General features: G+C 51.9%; 18 protein-coding genes. 16 read left to right on the forward strand and 2 right to left on the reverse strand.

Annotated features, from left to right (window positions below; translation table 11 throughout):
• Positions 1-17 precede the first annotated feature (17 nt).
• The gene (locus EVJ28_RS01425; RefSeq protein ID WP_131456144.1) at positions 18-1286 is read left to right on the forward strand and encodes a Glu/Leu/Phe/Val family dehydrogenase; all 1269 of its coding nucleotides are present in this window, start codon (positions 18-20) and stop codon (positions 1284-1286) included.
• A gap of 76 nt (positions 1287-1362) precedes the next feature.
• Here EVJ28_RS01425 and EVJ28_RS01430 read toward each other — a convergent pair whose 3' ends face one another.
• Positions 1363-2373: a YpdA family putative bacillithiol disulfide reductase gene (locus tag EVJ28_RS01430; protein WP_131456327.1), complete on the reverse strand. Its 1011-nt coding sequence runs from the start codon at positions 2371-2373 to the stop codon at positions 1363-1365.
• Positions 2374-2401: 28 nt separating this feature from the next.
• Complete coding sequence (locus EVJ28_RS01435; protein ID WP_070327442.1) at positions 2402-3373, reverse strand: asparaginase; 972 nt, start codon at positions 3371-3373, stop codon at positions 2402-2404.
• 108 nt (positions 3374-3481) lie between these two features.
• Here EVJ28_RS01435 and prsW point away from each other — a divergent pair, with 108 nt between their 5' ends.
• From prsW to EVJ28_RS01510, 15 genes are all read left to right on the forward strand, one after another.
• Positions 3482-4138: a glutamic-type intramembrane protease PrsW gene (gene prsW / locus EVJ28_RS01440; RefSeq protein WP_131456142.1), complete on the forward strand. Its 657-nt coding sequence runs from the start codon at positions 3482-3484 to the stop codon at positions 4136-4138.
• 19 nt (positions 4139-4157) lie between these two features.
• Positions 4158-4823: a flagellar brake protein gene (locus EVJ28_RS01445; RefSeq protein ID WP_070327440.1), complete on the forward strand. Its 666-nt coding sequence runs from the start codon at positions 4158-4160 to the stop codon at positions 4821-4823.
• A 74-nt stretch (positions 4824-4897) separates the two neighbouring features.
• Positions 4898-5575, forward strand: coding sequence for a (d)CMP kinase (cmk, locus tag EVJ28_RS01450; RefSeq protein ID WP_131487875.1), 678 nt, complete (start codon positions 4898-4900; stop codon positions 5573-5575).
• Positions 5572-6195 carry a lysophospholipid acyltransferase family protein gene (locus EVJ28_RS01455; protein ID WP_131456140.1) on the forward strand — a complete coding sequence of 208 codons (624 nt, stop codon included), beginning with the start codon at positions 5572-5574 and terminating at the stop codon, positions 6193-6195. The genes cmk and EVJ28_RS01455 overlap by 4 nt, the downstream gene beginning before the upstream one ends.
• A 141-nt stretch (positions 6196-6336) precedes the next feature.
• Positions 6337-7485 (forward strand): 30S ribosomal protein S1, encoded by a 1149-nt coding sequence (rpsA, locus tag EVJ28_RS01460; protein WP_070327437.1) that lies wholly within the window; start codon positions 6337-6339, stop codon positions 7483-7485.
• A gap of 129 nt (positions 7486-7614) precedes the next feature.
• Complete coding sequence (gene der, locus EVJ28_RS01465; RefSeq protein ID WP_035386714.1) at positions 7615-8925, forward strand: ribosome biogenesis GTPase Der; 1311 nt, start codon at positions 7615-7617, stop codon at positions 8923-8925.
• A gap of 17 nt (positions 8926-8942) precedes the next feature.
• Positions 8943-9986 (forward strand): NAD(P)H-dependent glycerol-3-phosphate dehydrogenase, encoded by a 1044-nt coding sequence (locus EVJ28_RS01470; protein ID WP_131456138.1) that lies wholly within the window; start codon positions 8943-8945, stop codon positions 9984-9986.
• Between the two features lie 101 nt (positions 9987-10087).
• Entirely contained in the window at positions 10088-10267 is a 180-nt protein-coding gene (locus tag EVJ28_RS01475) for a DUF2768 domain-containing protein (protein WP_233589594.1), read from the forward strand.
• Positions 10268-10279: 12 nt separating this feature from the next.
• Positions 10280-10981, forward strand: a complete 702-nt coding sequence (locus EVJ28_RS01480) for a hypothetical protein (protein ID WP_201738317.1) — start codon at positions 10280-10282, stop codon at positions 10979-10981.
• Positions 10982-11088: 107 nt separating this feature from the next.
• Positions 11089-11364, forward strand: a complete 276-nt coding sequence (locus EVJ28_RS01485; RefSeq protein ID WP_198010937.1) for an HU family DNA-binding protein — start codon at positions 11089-11091, stop codon at positions 11362-11364.
• A 127-nt stretch (positions 11365-11491) separates the two neighbouring features.
• Complete coding sequence (locus tag EVJ28_RS01490; protein WP_131456134.1) at positions 11492-12064, forward strand: heptaprenyl diphosphate synthase component 1; 573 nt, start codon at positions 11492-11494, stop codon at positions 12062-12064.
• A gap of 20 nt (positions 12065-12084) precedes the next feature.
• A complete protein-coding gene (locus tag EVJ28_RS01495; RefSeq protein WP_035386712.1) occupies positions 12085-12786 on the forward strand; it encodes a demethylmenaquinone methyltransferase in 702 nt (233 codons plus the stop codon).
• 30 nt (positions 12787-12816) lie between these two features.
• On the forward strand, positions 12817-13752 hold the full coding sequence (locus EVJ28_RS01500; RefSeq protein ID WP_236634003.1) for a polyprenyl synthetase family protein: 936 nt from the start codon (positions 12817-12819) through the stop codon (positions 13750-13752).
• A 91-nt stretch (positions 13753-13843) separates the two neighbouring features.
• On the forward strand, positions 13844-14260 hold the full coding sequence (gene ndk / locus EVJ28_RS01505) for a nucleoside-diphosphate kinase (protein ID WP_131456130.1): 417 nt from the start codon (positions 13844-13846) through the stop codon (positions 14258-14260).
• A 117-nt stretch (positions 14261-14377) separates the two neighbouring features.
• Positions 14378-15157, forward strand: a complete 780-nt coding sequence (locus tag EVJ28_RS01510) for a CheR family methyltransferase (protein WP_070327943.1) — start codon at positions 14378-14380, stop codon at positions 15155-15157.
• The last annotated feature ends 10 nt before the right edge of the window (positions 15158-15167 follow it).

The following is a 15167-nucleotide window of genomic DNA, read 5'->3' on the forward strand; positions in this document are numbered from 1 at the left end:
TAGGGGAGGAAACCTTCATGATTACGGATCAAGAAAAAGGTCATCAAAAACGAAAAAACATCCTTGAATCGACACAGGAAGTTGTCCACGAGGCGCTCGAGAAACTCGGTTATCCAGAAGAGATGTACGAGCTGTTGAAAGAGCCGCTTCGGATGTTGACCGTGCGTATCCCTGTCCGCATGGACGACGGTTCGACGAAGATCTTCACTGGCTATCGGGCGCAACATAACGATGCCGTCGGCCCGACGAAAGGTGGGATTCGCTTCCACCCGAGCGTGACGGAAGTAGAAGTCAAGGCGCTGTCGATATGGATGAGCTTGAAGGCTGGGATCGTCGATCTTCCTTACGGTGGCGGTAAAGGGGGCATCGTTTGCGATCCGCGTGAGATGAGTTTCCGTGAAATCGAACGGTTGAGCCGCGGCTACGTCCGGGCGATCAGCCAAATCGTAGGTCCGACCAAAGATATCCCGGCGCCTGATGTGTTTACGAACTCGCAGATCATGGCATGGATGATGGATGAGTACAGCCGTATCGATGAATTCAACTCACCGGGCTTCATCACCGGTAAGCCGCTCGTACTCGGTGGTTCACACGGTCGCGAGACGGCGACGGCAAAAGGTGTCGCCATCATGATCCGGGAGGCAGCGCTTCGCCGGGGGATCGAGTTGAAAGGCGCGCGCGTCGTCGTCCAAGGATTTGGTAACGCCGGCAGCTTCTTATCGAAGTTCATGCACGATGTGGGAGCGAAAGTCATCGCTGTAAGTGACGCATATGGCGCGATCCATGATGAGAACGGACTCGACATCCCATACTTGCTCGATCGACGCGACTCGTTCGGGACGATCTCGACACTGTTCAAGAACACGATTTCGAACAAAGAGATGCTCGAGCTCGACTGTGATATTTTAGTCCCGGCCGCAATCGAGAACCAGATCACTGAAGATAACGCCGATAACATCAAAGCGTCGATCATCGTCGAGGCGGCGAACGGACCGACGACGAACGAAGCGACGCGTATTTTGACAGAACGCGGCATCTTGCTCGTCCCTGACGTTCTCGCTTCAAGCGGCGGCGTGACAGTCTCTTACTTCGAATGGGTCCAAAACAACCAAGGCTACTATTGGACGGAAGAAGAAGTCGAAACGAAGCTTGAAAAAGTGCTCGTCCATTCGTTCAATACGGTATACAACACGTCATCAGCCCGGAAAGTCGACATGCGTCTCGCTGCCTATATGGTCGGTGTCCGTAAAATGGCGGAGGCCTCGCGCTTCCGTGGCTGGGTATGATAGCGACTTGCCGATGAACATCGCAAAATGAGGAAGGACCCGCAGCCGGGTCCTTCCTCATTTTAGTTGAACAAGTTTATGACGATGTCACACCGATACGCTCCCGAAGCGCTTCGGCGATCGCTTGGCCGTGGAAACGGCCGTTTTCGATGAAGATTTTGTTGGCATCGTTTCCGGCCGCGACGACGCCGGCGATGAACAGGTTATCGACGTTCGTCTCATACGTCGCCTCGTCAAACTGCGGGACGCCGGTCTCGTCGTCGACGAGCACACCGGCTGCCGAGAACAGCCCGTGGTCAGGCAAGTAACCGGTCATGGCGAGGACGTGGTCCGTTGCGACCCGTTTCTCTTCGCCGTGTTGTCGATAGACGACATGGTCCTGTTCGATGCGAATGATTTCGGCCTCGAGCTCAAGACGTACTTTTTCATGACGAACGAGGGAGTCGAAAGCGGGTAGTACCCACGGTTTGACCGATGGGCTATAGCCGTCACCGCGGTAGAGCACCGTGACGTATGCCCCGGCTTTCTCGAGTTCGATGGCCGCATCGACCGCCGAGTTCTTTCCGCCGATGACGGTGACGTGTTGCCGATAAAACGGATGTGCTTCTTTGAAATAATGGGTCACGTGCGGGAGTTCTTCTCCCGGGACGTCTAACTTGCGGGGTCGTCCGTAATACCCGGTCGCGAGAACGACGAAGTCGGCAAGGCGTTCTGTGACGCCGTGGCGGTCGTGACGGGACCGGACGATGAATTTGTCGGCACGACGGTCGACCGATTCGACCGTCTCGAACGGTTTGACGACAAGCCCGGTCCGGCTCACGACTTCACGATAATAGACGAGCGCGTCTTGGCGATGTGGTTTTAAGTCTTTACAGATGAATGGGATGTCCCCGATTTCAAGCAAAGTGGCTGATGAGAAAAACGTCTGATGGGTCGGATAGCGGTAAATCGCATCGACGATGTTGCCTCGTTCGATGATTGTGCACGAGATACCGACCCGTTCTAATTCGATTGCCGCCGACAGGCCGCACGGGCCGGCACCGACAATGATCGCGTGTTTGTCCAATGAAATCACCTCATCCCTCATTGTATGGAACGAAGGCTGAGATGGCAAGTCACTGCTGGAAGCTGAAGCTGTGTTCCATGACCGGTTGCGACGAGCCTGATTCGAGCTCGACGAGAAGACGGAGCCGTGCTTTTTGCGAATTGAGACCGTTCGAGAAGATGATACCCATCTCTTTCAGTTGTTTACCGCCGCCCTCATACCCGTACACGTCTTGAACGATACCGTTAAAACAGCGGCTGACGATGACGACCGGGATGTGGTCGACGAGTCGTTCGAGTGCCGGGACGATTGACGGTGGAACGTTTCCTTGACCGAGCACTTCGAGGACGAGCCCGTCGTAGCCGAGGTCGAGCACGGCTTCTAGCAAGTCGGGTTCCATGCCGGCGACAACTTTCAACACGGCGACCCGTTTCGTGATCGCTGGAATCATCTTCGGCTGTCTCGTTGTCGGTTGGCTGTAGATGAGGACGTGGTCCTTCGTCACCATCCCGACGTTTCCGAAGTGGACCGATTTGAACGTGTCGACGGAAGAGGTGTGCGTCTTCGTGACGTTGAACGCCGAGTGGATCTCGCCGTTGAAGACGACGAGCACCCCTTTGCCACGTGCGGCTTCGCTCCTTGCGACCCGGAGCGCCGTTATAAGATTGAACTCGCCGTCCGATCCGATCTCGTTCGACGAGCGCATCGCTCCCGTCAAGACGATCGGCACGGGGGCACCGAGCGTGATCTGCAGGAAGTACGCCGTCTCCTCGAGCGTGTCAGTCCCGTGGGTGATGACGACGCCGTCGTACGTGTCTTGCGTCAACTGCTGCGCGATGAACTGGGCGAGCTCGAGCATCTTCTCGGGCGTCATATGAGGAGACGGAATGTTTGAGAAGTGCTTCGTCGTAATTTTTGCGATGTCGGTCGCTTTCGGCAACGTCGCGTCAATCGGATTGACCTCACTTGGTGAGACGTGGCCCGAACCGGTCTGCGACATCGCGATCGTGCCGCCGGTATGGATGAGTAATAGATGATTCATAGTCGACCTCCAACTTTTTTTGTCCTTTTCTTCCATTTTCTAGGCGTTAGCTACTTTTTCTTTCGGCTTATTCAGTGTATGCTTAACGATAGAAAGGAGAGATGCATCATGATAGCAATCGCCTTGTCTGCGGTTGCGCCAGGATTCGCCCTTCTTTCCTACTTCTATTTACGGCATGAGTTGGAAGCGGAACCGCTCGGCTATGTGATTCGTTCGTTTGTCGCCGGTGCCATTCTTGTCTTTCCGATCATGTTCGTCCAATATGCGTTTGTGGAAGAAGGGGTCCTTGTCGGCCCGTTTTGGCAAGCGTTCGTCGCCACCGCTCTATTAGAAGAATTTTTTAAATGGTTCATGATCTATTATACAATATACATACATAAAGTTTTTGATGATTACTACGACGGGATTCTCTATGCGGTCGCCTGTTCACTCGGCTTTGCCACGTTGGAGAATTTTCTATACTTGTGGGTTTATGACTCGCTCGAGATTGCGATTTGGCGAGCTGTCTTGCCGGTGAGCGGCCATGCGCTCTTCGCCGTGGCGATGGGCTTTTGTCTCGGTCGGGCCAAACACTCCGCGCATGAACGGTTTTGGCTGTTCACCGCTGTCATGTCGGCAACGTTGCTGCACGGAATGTTTGACTATATCTTACTCGTTGAATCGACGGATAAGATGCCGGCCGTCCTCTATATCGTCATTCTATGGATGGTCGCGCTCTTGCTCGTCCGCACTGCAAATCGATCAAATCGTCGTCAATACAAATAGATAAAAGGGGAACGGGTTCATGTTAAAAGTTGGTCAAGAGTTACGAGTTGAAGTTGAAGGGAGAAACGAAGGGAAGACGAAAATCGCTGCCATTAACGGTGGTGTCGTCTGGATCGAATCTCCGAGCGAGATTGCGACGTTAAAGACGTTTTTTTTGCATGAGGATGAACCGATGCGATTGTACTTTTTCAAAGGCGAAGATCAACTGTACGCTTTCGATTCAGTCGTCACGAAACGGATCAGTGACGCCCAGCTGACGCTTCGCTATGCGTTTAACTTGCCGGATGAGAAAAAAATCAAGCGGGTCCAACGTCGCGAGTACTTGCGCGTGCCGGAGATGATCAACGTGACGGTGCTCGCGGCAGACGGCGAAGCGTTTCCGTCATTCGAGACGACGTCACTAGACGTATCGGCCGGCGGGATGCGTGTCGTGGCGAACCGTTCGCCGGTCGACGTCGATGAGTCGGTCATCGTCGTATTCCGCATCGAGGACGAGCGAGGGACGCCCCAGACGTTCCGCGTCAAGAGCCGTCTCGTCCGGGTTCAAGAGCAGGCCGTAAAGCACGAGCTGTCACTTTGTTTTGAGGACTTGACGCCTCGTGACCAGGAGACGATTTTACGTTATTGTTTCCGGGCCCAGCTCGAAGCCAGAAAACGGACCGGCTCCGTATTTTCTTCACGTTAAAAAACTGGTATGATGTTCTCGGAACAAACGACCGAGAGGAGGTGGGTATCGGAATGAGCCGATACCCAATTTTTATGACTAAACCGCTACAAATCGCATTAGATGGGCCGGCAGGAGCCGGCAAGAGCACGATCGCTAAAACGCTCGCTAAAAAGTTAGGTTACGTGTACATCGATACCGGGGCAATCTACCGGGCTGTCACATATCGCGCGCTCGAGCAGCACGTCGGATTAGAAGACGGCCCCGCCCTCGCTGAGATGATCGGCAAGATGGAGTTACGTCTCGTCCCGAGCGAGAGCGGGCAACGCGTGTTTGACGGCGACGAGGAAGTGACCGAAGTCATTCGGACGAGTGAAGTGACGAACAACGTCAGTTTCGTCGCAAGGCAGCCTGAGGTCCGGGACGCACTTATGGATTTACAACGTGACTTGGCTCGGGACGGCGGCATCGTCATGGACGGCCGCGACATCGGAACGCACGTATTGCCTGAGGCAGACTTGAAAGTGTTCATGACCGCGACCGTCGAGGAACGTGCCCGTCGTCGCCACGAGGAGAACGTGTCAAAAGGTCTTCCGAGCGATTTCGAACAATTGAAACAAGAGATCGCCTTGCGTGATAAGCGGGACTCGGAGCGCGTCGTCGCTCCACTCCGTCAAGCGGATGACGCCCACTTCCTCGACACGACCCATTTGTCGATCGATGGTGTCGTCACGGCTGTTGAACAGCTCATGGAACAGGTGGTCGAACGATGAAGCCGCTCAATAACGGCCCGTTCGGGATGTATCGGTTAACGGTCGGCGTCGTTCGAATCATGCGTCTGCTCAGCTTCCGCGTCGAGTATGTCGGTCGTGAGAATGTACCTGAGGACGGCTCGATCATCGTCTGTTCGAACCACCAGTCGAACTGGGACCCCGTCTTGTTGGCCAGTGCCGTGCCGAAGCAACGGCCAATTCGTTTTTTTGCAAAAAAAGAGCTGTTCGATGTCCCGGTTTTAAAACGGATTTTGACACGCTCTGGGCAAATCCCGGTGTCACGCGGGGAAGGAGACCGTCAAGCGCTACGTACTGTTCTTCAGAAGTTGAAAGAGGACGAGGTCATCTCGATCTTTCCGGAAGGGACCCGTTCGAAAGACGGATCGCTCGGTAAGGCGCAGGCTGGTGTCGGTTTTTTCGCCCTCCGTTCAAACGCTGCCGTCCTTCCGATCGCGATCATCGGTAAATACAAGTTCCGTTCGAAGTTGAAGGTCGTCATTGGCAAACCGGTCGACTTCTCGCAACTGAAAGCGGACAAAGCGAGTGCCCAAGACGCCGCCGATTTGATCATGGCGACAATCGCCGAACTGTACATGACCCATTCACAGAACGTTCGCTAATTTCAGGTTTAATCTGTTGCAATGAGAGGAACAAACCTGATAACACCTTGACAAATCTGTCGAATTATAAGAAGTTTATACTAGGTGTTAAGCGCCTTAGGGCGCTCCTTTTTGTACTCATCGTGAGGGGGTAGTGTTGGAATGGTCGAAGAAATGAAAGATATGCCTGATTTTGAAATTAATCGAGGTCAAATCGTGACCGGTATCGTCGTCAAAATCGAGGACAAGCAAGCGTTAATTGATATCGGTTACAAAACCGAGGCGATTTTGCCAATCAGCGAAGTATCAAGCATGCATTTAGACGATTTAAACGAATCACTCCATGTCAACGACGAAATCCGTGTCAAAGTGAAAAAGGTCACGGATGAAGAGGTTGTCGTATCGAAGAAAGACGTAGATGCCGAGGCAGCTTGGGATCAAATCGTTGAAAAATTCGAATCGGGCGAAGTATTTGAAGTCATGGTGAAAGATAAGGTCAAAGGCGGTCTTGTCGTCGATATCGGCATCCGCGGCTTTATCCCGGCTTCACTCGTAGAAAACCACTTCGTCGAAGATTTCTCATCATACTTGCACAAGCCGATTACAGTTAAAGTCGTCGAGATGGATCGTGAAAAAAATCGCGTCATCTTGTCGCATAAAGCAGTGGCAGAGGCAGAGATGAGTGCGAAGAAGGCGGAAACGCTTGAATCGCTCGAAGTCGGTCAAATTATCGAAGGAACCGTCCAACGTCTAACTGACTTTGGTGCGTTCGTCGATATCGGCGGCGTCGACGGTCTCGTCCATATTTCTGAGATGGCTCATAGTCGTGTTGAAAAACCGAGTGATGTCGTCACAGAAGGTGACAAAGTGAAAGTGAAAGTACTTGGTCTTGACCTCGACAATGAAAAAGTGAAATTGTCGATCAAAGAGACGCAACCGGGACCGTGGGAATCGGTTGAAGGCAAGATTCAACCTGGGGACGTGATCGCGGGGAAAGTCAAACGCATCGTCACGTTTGGTGCGTTCGTCGAAGTCGCGCCGCAAGTCGAAGGGTTGCTCCATATTTCTCAGATTGCGAACCGACACATCGCGACGCCATCTGAAGTCTTGTCTGAAGGACAAGAAGTGAAAGTGAAAGTGCTCGACGTCCATCTCGATGAGAAGAAAATCTCATTGTCGATGCGTGCACTCGAATCAGAAGACGGTTCACGCGATGATGAAGAGCAGTCGCTGCTTGACGAATATAGCGATCAAGGCGGATTCTCTGTATCTGAACTGACAGGTGAAAACGCCTCGGACGATTCTAAATAAGACGGTCCTTCAAGCGGGAGTCATACTCCCGCTTCTTTTTGTATAGTCACTAATATTCGACTGTGCTATAATTGTACAGTTGCAAATAAGAACGATAATTTTTTGAATGAAAGTTAAAGAGGTGTTTATATGGGAATTCCAGCAGTGGCCATCGTAGGCCGCCCGAATATTGGGAAATCCACGATTTTCAACCGGATCATCGGTGATCGCGTATCGATCGTCGATGACAAACCGGGAGTTACACGCGACCGTATTTACGGTACGGGTGAGTGGTTGAACCGAAAGTTTCATTTGATCGACACAGGCGGGATCGAGGTCGGTGATGAGCCGCTTCTCGTTCAGATGCGTCATCAAGCCGAACTCGCAATCGATGAGGCGGACGTCATCGTCTTCATGGTAAACGGTCGTGAAGGGATCACGGCAGCGGATGAAGAAGTCGCGAACTTGTTGTTCCGTTCGAACAAGCCGATCGTGCTAGCCGTCAACAAAGTCGATAACTTCGAGATGCGTGAGCTCATGTATGAGTTCTACTCGCTCGGGTTTGGCGACCCGTTCCCGATCTCGGGAACACACGGGCTCGGTCTTGGCGATCTGTTAGATCGTGTCCTCGAACTCGCGCCGGACAAAGACGATTACGAATACAACGAAGATGTCATTCAGTTCTCGCTCATCGGTCGCCCGAACGTCGGGAAATCGAGTTTGACGAACGCGATTCTCGGTGAAGAGCGTGTCATCGTCTCGGCGATCGCCGGAACGACGCGCGATGCGATCGATACACCGTTCACACGTGACGGCCAAGAGTACGTCATCATCGACACGGCCGGTATGCGTAAGCGCGGCAAAGTATATGAATCGACAGAACGTTATAGTGTCATGCGTGCCCAAAAGGCGATTGAACGCTCGAACGTCGTCCTTGTCGTCATCGACGGTGAAGAAGGCATCATCGAGCAAGACAAACGCGTCGCAGGACTTGCCCACGAAGCAGGGAAAGCGATCGTGCTCGTCGTCAACAAATGGGACGCTGTCGAGAAAGACGACAAGACGATGAAGAAGATGGAAGAGAAGATCCGCAAGGAATTCCTGTTCCTCGACTATGCGCCAATCGTATTCTTATCGGCACTCACGTCGAAACGGTTGCAAACGCTTCTGCCTGTCATCAATCAAGTTGCCGAATCACACCGTCAGCGTATTTCGACGAGCGTGTTGAACGATGTCATCGTCGACGCGGTCGCGATGAACCCGACACCAACGGACAAAGGACAACGACTCAAGATCAACTATGCGACGCAAGTGGCGATCGAGCCACCGACGTTCGTGTTGTTCGTCAACGATCCCGAGTTGCTTCACTTCTCGTACAAACGTTATCTAGATAACCAGATTCGCCGCGCATTTGACTTTACTGGTACACCGATTCACATCGTGGCTCGTCAGAAAAATTAGTAATGGGGGTGCCTCATATGGCAAAAGTAGCTGTCATTGGTGCAGGAAGCTGGGGAACGGCATTATCGCTCGTCCTCGCTGACAATGGACACGACGTCATGCTCTACGGACGTGAGGAAGATCACGTCCATGAGATCAACACGTCGCATACGAATTCGACTTACTTGAAAGATGTGCCGCTTCCGGCGTCGATCCGGGCAACGACCGATTTGAAAGAGGCGGTTCTCGGTCGCTCGATTATTTTCCTCGTCGTCCCGAGCTCGGCGATTCGTCCGGTTTCCCGTGAAGTGAACGATCTGCTCACGGAACCGGTCACGATCGTTCATGCCGCAAAAGGGATCGAACCGAAGACGCATAAGCGGTTGTCTGAGATCATCGCTGAAGAGATCGATCCGTCAAAACGTCGAGCCATCGGTGTTTTGACGGGCCCGACCCACGCCGAGGAAGTGGCCGTCCGCAAACCGACGACGATCACGATCGCGTGTGAGGATTTATTTGTCGCTGATGAGATTCAAGAACTGCTCACAAACGATCAGTTCCGAGTCTATTTGAACTCTGACGTCATCGGAGCGGAATACGGGGGCGCGCTTAAAAACATTATCGCCCTCGCCGCCGGGATGACGGACGGGCTCGGATACGGCGACAATGCGAAAGCTGCCCTCATGACGCGTGGCATCGTCGAGATCGCCCGGCTCGGTGTCAAACTCGGCGCCAACCCGGCATCGTTCTCGGGCTTGACCGGGATCGGTGATCTGATCGTGACCGCGACGTCACAGCACAGCCGAAACTGGCGAGCTGGTAACGCCATCGGACGTGGAGAGAAGCTTGAAGACGTACTCGATCAGATGGGTATGGTCGTCGAAGGTGTGCGTGCCTGTGAAGCGGCGCATACACTTGCCCGCGAAGCCGGCGTCGACATGCCGATCACGGAAGCGCTCTACAACGTGCTGTTCGAAGGAAAAAGTCCGCACGATGAAGTGAAAAAGTTGATGAGACGCCCGCAAAAACATGAAATGGAAGAAGTTTTCCATTTTGAGGGCGATGAAGAACAAAGGAACTGACGTTTTCGTTCAGTTCCTTTGTTTTTTTTGCTACACTAAATTACGGAGTAAGATTTATAGAGAAAGTCGAGGGGATAGACGTGACACCGTCACTCATCAAGATGTGGATTTCATTTGCGGGGATTGGGGCATTTGCCGTCGCTGCGCTCATGGTGGCAGTCAGCCACACGAAACTTTCAGGCTGGTTTGCGGTGCTCATTCGAGTCGTCGCATTCGTGATTTTTCTATTCGGAACGATCATTATGATTTATGTGGTCGCTTCTGGACCGACAGGAGGGTAAACCGTGAAACGAATGTTTTTAGTCGTCAGTTTGGCAGCGGCGACGCTGCTCGCCGGCTGCATGTTCCCGGAAACAAACCGAGTCGACAACGTGCCGTATGAGGACCAGTTGCAATCGGTCCAGACGGCGGTCGACTCGTTCAAAGAGACGACCGGTGTCTTACCGATCAAAACAAAGCCGGCCGAGACGCCGCTGATGGAACGTTACCCGATCGAGTTTAGCCGCCTCGTCCCTGGTTATTTGGCAGACCCGCCGGCAAACAGCTTCGAAGGGGGCGGCTTGTTCTTATACGTCCTTGTCGACGCCGAGACAGAGCCGACGGTCAAACTGATTGACTTGCGGGTGACCGAGCGCCTCCAACAACTGCAGACGAATATCAACTCGTTCCGAGTCAAAGAAGGGAAATATCCGTTCAAAGGATCGCTCGGCAAGAATCAGTTTACGATCGATTACGACCTCGTTTTCGTCTCCGAAGAACCGTTCATCCCTAGCCCATACACAGAAAACGAGTTGCCGATCTATGTGGATGGGACTGGTCAATTGTTCGTCGATTACCGGGCTGATATCGAAGCCGCGCTTGAGAATACGGATGCAGAGCCGAAAGTAGGAGAGGATATTCGTTATTTGCTCTACGATGACGCACCGTTCGCCCCGGCTTATTCGCAAGGGTATACGATTAATGATCAAGGTGAGGTCGAGTTTTTAAACAATTGAGTCGAGCAAGGTGTCCGCTTCTGACCTTTTCGCTTAAAAAATGTTGTCATATCAACGTTTGTACGATATGATTAATCCCGTAAACTCTCTGTGAGAGGAGGTGAATCGTGATGAACAAAACTGAATTGATCAACGCAGTTGTCGAGAAAGCAGATGTGTCTAAAAAAGACGCAACGAAAATCGTAGAAGCAACGTTTGAATCAATCACTGAAGCACTCCAAAGCGGTGAGAAAATTCAATTGATCGGTTTTGGTACTTTTGAAGTTCGTGAACGTGCTGCCCGTAAAGGTCGCAACCCACGTACGAAAGAAGATATCGAAATCCCTGCAAGCAAAGTTCCTGCCTTCAAAGCAGGTAAAGCGCTTAAAGATGCGGTCAAATAATGAGCAATACATAAGTCGCCGAGAGGCGGCTTTTTTTGTAGTTGAAAGCAAGTTCACATGGCGTGAATGTGACAAAAATGTGCTATACTATGTCAGAATGACAACGAAGAGGACGAGGGGGGATAGCATGGAACAGTTGACAAACGAAAGCGTTGTCACCGACCTTGCTCGTCAAATCGAACAACGTATGACTCATCCGTATTTGACGAGACACGAGATTGTACCCGCAGTCGACATGCCTTTACTTCGTTGGATGATCGACATGATTGAACTCGAATCGCATCAACATCGACAGCTCGTGCTTGCGACTTATTTTGCCCATCAAGCACTCGAGCTGCACGATCAAGTGAAGGAGTGCCCGAACGGGTCCCTTGAACGGCAACTTAAAGTGCTCGCCGGAGATTACGCCTCGGCTCAATTTTATAAAATATTGGCGATGTTTCCAGCGGACTATAGCAACCGTTTCGGTCGAACCGTGCAGCTTGTGAATGGCGCGAAGTGCACACTCGCCTTGGGGACGGACGTCGCTGTTGTGACGTGGATGGAAGCGAACTTCGGATTAATCAAAACGTTTTCCGAACTGCTAGGTCAATCTTATTTGACATCGTACGGGAAAGAAATCATCGGACAGAAGGCAACAGAACTGCGCCAAGAAAAAAGAGAACAGCTATCGACACTACTCGAGCATGCTGTCGCTTAGAACGGAAAGGGTGTTACGTGTTGCAACCGAAAGAGAAAGAGCAAAAAGTATATGAAGTATTTCAAACGATCTCGCCAAGCTACGATACGATGAACTCGATCATCAGTTTCCGTCTGCATAAATGGTGGCGCAGAGCGACAATGCGGCGCATGCAAGTGTTCCCGGGCGCGAAATGTTTGGACGTTTGCTGCGGGACGGCCGATTGGACGATTCAACTCGCCGAGGCGGCCGGAAACACCGGGGTCGTCAAAGGACTCGATTTTTCTGAAAATATGCTTGCTGTCGGACACGAGAAAGTGGCTGATTATCCGATGATCGAACTCATTCACGGGAACGCGATGGAGTTGCCGTTCGGAGATCATTCATTCGACTATGTGACGATCGGATTTGGCCTTCGGAACGTACCTGATTATATGACGGTCCTCCGGGAGATGCACCGCGTCTTAAAACCGGGCGGGACCGTGGTCTGTCTCGAGACGAGCCAACCGACGGCACCACTATTCAGCGGGCTCTATAAATTTTACTTTGGTTCAGTCATGCCGCTATTCGGCAAAGTGTTTGCCGGGTCGTATGATCAATACAAGTGGCTGCAAGAATCGACGGATCAGTTCCCCGACCGGTTGACGTTAAAGCGCATGTTTGAAGAAGCCGGGTTCGAGCAAGTCGAAGTCAAGGCGTTTTCCGGTGGTGCGTGCGCCATGCACCTAGGAAAGAAGTGGTGAACGATGTCTTTAAAGCGACTTTATCGCCACATGAACCGAGAAATCGAACAGATTGATCGGTTTTTGTCGACGCGGGTCCACACGGAACATCCGGTGATCGAAGCCGCATCGAAACAATTGCTAGATGCCGGGGGGAAGCGGATCCGTCCGGCGTTCGTATTGCTCAGTGCCGGATTTGGGACTGGGAATGATATTCGTCTGACGAAAGTTGCGGCCAGCCTCGAGCTGATTCATATGGCGTCGCTCGTTCACGATGATGTGATCGATGACGCGACGCTGCGCCGCGGAAAACCGACCGTGATGGAACGTTATAACGAGAGCGTCGCCATGTATACCGGTAATACGTTGTTCGGGGAAGCGATTCGGCTCGTGTCCGAAGTCGATTCCCCGGAAGTGATGCAAATCATGGCGGAGACGATGGAACTGATCTGTATCGGCGAGATCAATCAAATTCAAGACCAATATGACTGGGCGCAATCCCCGAAGCGGTACTTGGACCGGATCGCCCGGAAGACGGCACTCTTGATCGAGACGAGTTGCGCGGCCGGGGCCGTCGTCTCCGGGGCGTCACCTGACGTCGTCAAACAACTTCGGTTGTTCGGCTACGATATCGGGATGGCGTTTCAGATGACGGATGATTTGCTCGACTTCACGGCGAAGAGTTTTCAACTCGGTAAGCCCGTCGGTGAGGATTTGAAGCATGGGCATAAAACATTGCCGCTCTTCTATTCATCAGAAGATCCTGTGTTTTATGAGCGGTTACAGCAAGTCACGAACGCCTCGAACGATGAGATGACCCGGACGCTCGTCCGCGAAGTGCAACGGAACGGGACGCTTGAGCGAAGTCAACGCACGATCGATCGTTACGTGAGCCGGGCGATTCAGCGTCTCGATTCACTGCCGGACATTCAGGACAAACGGTCGTTGATTGAGATTGCCGAATATATCGGCAAGCGAAAATGGTGATTCACGCCTTGTAACCCCTTTCAAAAATGAAGGTGACCGTGTAAACTGATAAAGTACATGGTACACACATTGATTTAGGGGGACTAGGGGTATGGAAAAGACATTTTTAATGGTAAAACCTGACGGGGTGAAACGTGGTTTGATTGGGGAAATCATCACACGTTTTGAGCAAAAGGGGTACACGTTGAACCGTCTCGAAATGCTGACGCCGTCAGTTGAGGTTGCAGAATCACACTATGCGGAACATAAGGAAAAACCGTTCTTTGGAGAGCTCGTCGCCTTTTTGACGTCAGGTCCGGTCGTCGCGATGGAGTGGGAAGGCGAGAACGTCGTCGCCGTGTCTCGGTTGATGATCGGCAAGACGAACCCACTCGATGCGCAACCGGGAACGATTCGTGGCGACCTGGCCTCGACAATGTCACAAAACGTCATCCATGGTTCAGACAGCGTGGAAAGTGCCGAGAGAGAATTATCGCTCTGGTTCGCCACTGAAACATCACACGTTTGATGACGATAAAAGGGACGGGGGCCTCCTGTCCCTTTTTCTATTTGCATTAAAGCGCTTTCGTATGTTCGGGCACGACCTGATCTAGGATAAGAGAAAGAATTGAGGTTAGAACTGGTGATAAATGATTATGCGATCTTCGTAAAAAAGTTTTATTTAAAGTCTGGAATCGACTTGAATTTATACAAAGAAGCACAAATGAAAAGACGAATGGTCGCGCTCCGCGAGAAGAAGGGCTACGCCACATTTATCGAGTATTTTAAAGCGATGGAGTCAGACCGAGGTTTGTACGACGAATTTTTAGACCGGATGACGATCAACGTCAGCGAGTTTTATCGAAACCCGGTCCGCTGGCAACAGCTCGAGACGGATGTGTTGCCTGAGCTCATTCGCAGAAGCCAAGGGAAACTCCGGGTCTGGAGCGCGGCTTGTTCGACGGGAGAAGAACCGTATTCACTTGCGATGTTATTGTCGAAGCATTTGTCACCCGCCCAGTTCACGATCACAGCAACTGACCTAGATGACTTGGTGATCGAAAAAGCGAAACAAGGCAAGTATCATGAACGGGCGCTCGTCGATTTGCCGCCTGAGTTTCGAGATCGTTATTTCACCCGTCGAGATGACGACTATTTTGTCTCGGACGAGATTAAAAAACTCGTGACGTTCAAAAAGCATAACTTGCTCGCTGACGTCTACGAACGTAACTTTGACTTGATCGTCTGTCGAAACGTTTTGATTTACTTTACGGAAGAGGCGAAAGAGAAAGTGTACAAGTCGTTCCACCGCTCGCTTCGTCCGGGCGGGGTCCTCTTCGTCGGAGGGACTGAACAAATCTTCCAGCCGAAGCGTTACGGATACAAGATGAAACAAAGTTTCTTCTACGAAAAATTTGAGGAGTGAGGTGGCGCAT

Origin of the sequence: Exiguobacterium sp. SH3S3 (assembly GCF_004337115.1) — a bacterium.
GTDB classification, from domain to species: Bacteria; Bacillota; Bacilli; order Exiguobacteriales; family Exiguobacteriaceae; genus Exiguobacterium; species Exiguobacterium aurantiacum_A.

Excerpts from the sequence above, each read along its gene's own strand:
- EVJ28_RS01425 (WP_131456144.1), top strand. The coding sequence starts at position 18 with ATGATTACGGATCAAGAAAAAGGTCATCAAAAACGAAAAAACATCCTT.
- rpsA (WP_070327437.1), top strand. The coding sequence starts at position 6,337 with ATGGTCGAAGAAATGAAAGATATGCCTGATTTTGAAATTAATCGAGGT.
- ndk (WP_131456130.1), top strand. The coding sequence starts at position 13,844 with ATGGAAAAGACATTTTTAATGGTAAAACCTGACGGGGTGAAACGTGGT.
- EVJ28_RS01490 (WP_131456134.1), top strand. The coding sequence starts at position 11,492 with ATGGAACAGTTGACAAACGAAAGCGTTGTCACCGACCTTGCTCGTCAA.
- EVJ28_RS01470 (WP_131456138.1), top strand. The coding sequence starts at position 8,943 with ATGGCAAAAGTAGCTGTCATTGGTGCAGGAAGCTGGGGAACGGCATTA.
- EVJ28_RS01430 (WP_131456327.1), bottom strand. The coding sequence starts at position 2,373 with ATGAGGGATGAGGTGATTTCATTGGACAAACACGCGATCATTGTCGGT.
- EVJ28_RS01445 (WP_070327440.1), top strand. The coding sequence starts at position 4,158 with ATGTTAAAAGTTGGTCAAGAGTTACGAGTTGAAGTTGAAGGGAGAAAC.
- EVJ28_RS01500 (WP_236634003.1), top strand. The coding sequence starts at position 12,817 with ATGAACCGAGAAATCGAACAGATTGATCGGTTTTTGTCGACGCGGGTC.
- cmk (WP_131487875.1), top strand. The coding sequence starts at position 4,898 with ATGACTAAACCGCTACAAATCGCATTAGATGGGCCGGCAGGAGCCGGC.
- EVJ28_RS01480 (WP_201738317.1), top strand. The coding sequence starts at position 10,280 with ATGTTTTTAGTCGTCAGTTTGGCAGCGGCGACGCTGCTCGCCGGCTGC.
- EVJ28_RS01435 (WP_070327442.1), bottom strand. The coding sequence starts at position 3,373 with ATGAATCATCTATTACTCATCCATACCGGCGGCACGATCGCGATGTCG.
- EVJ28_RS01475 (WP_233589594.1), top strand. The coding sequence starts at position 10,088 with ATGTGGATTTCATTTGCGGGGATTGGGGCATTTGCCGTCGCTGCGCTC.
- EVJ28_RS01455 (WP_131456140.1), top strand. The coding sequence starts at position 5,572 with ATGAAGCCGCTCAATAACGGCCCGTTCGGGATGTATCGGTTAACGGTC.
- prsW (WP_131456142.1), top strand. The coding sequence starts at position 3,482 with ATGATAGCAATCGCCTTGTCTGCGGTTGCGCCAGGATTCGCCCTTCTT.
- der (WP_035386714.1), top strand. The coding sequence starts at position 7,615 with ATGGGAATTCCAGCAGTGGCCATCGTAGGCCGCCCGAATATTGGGAAA.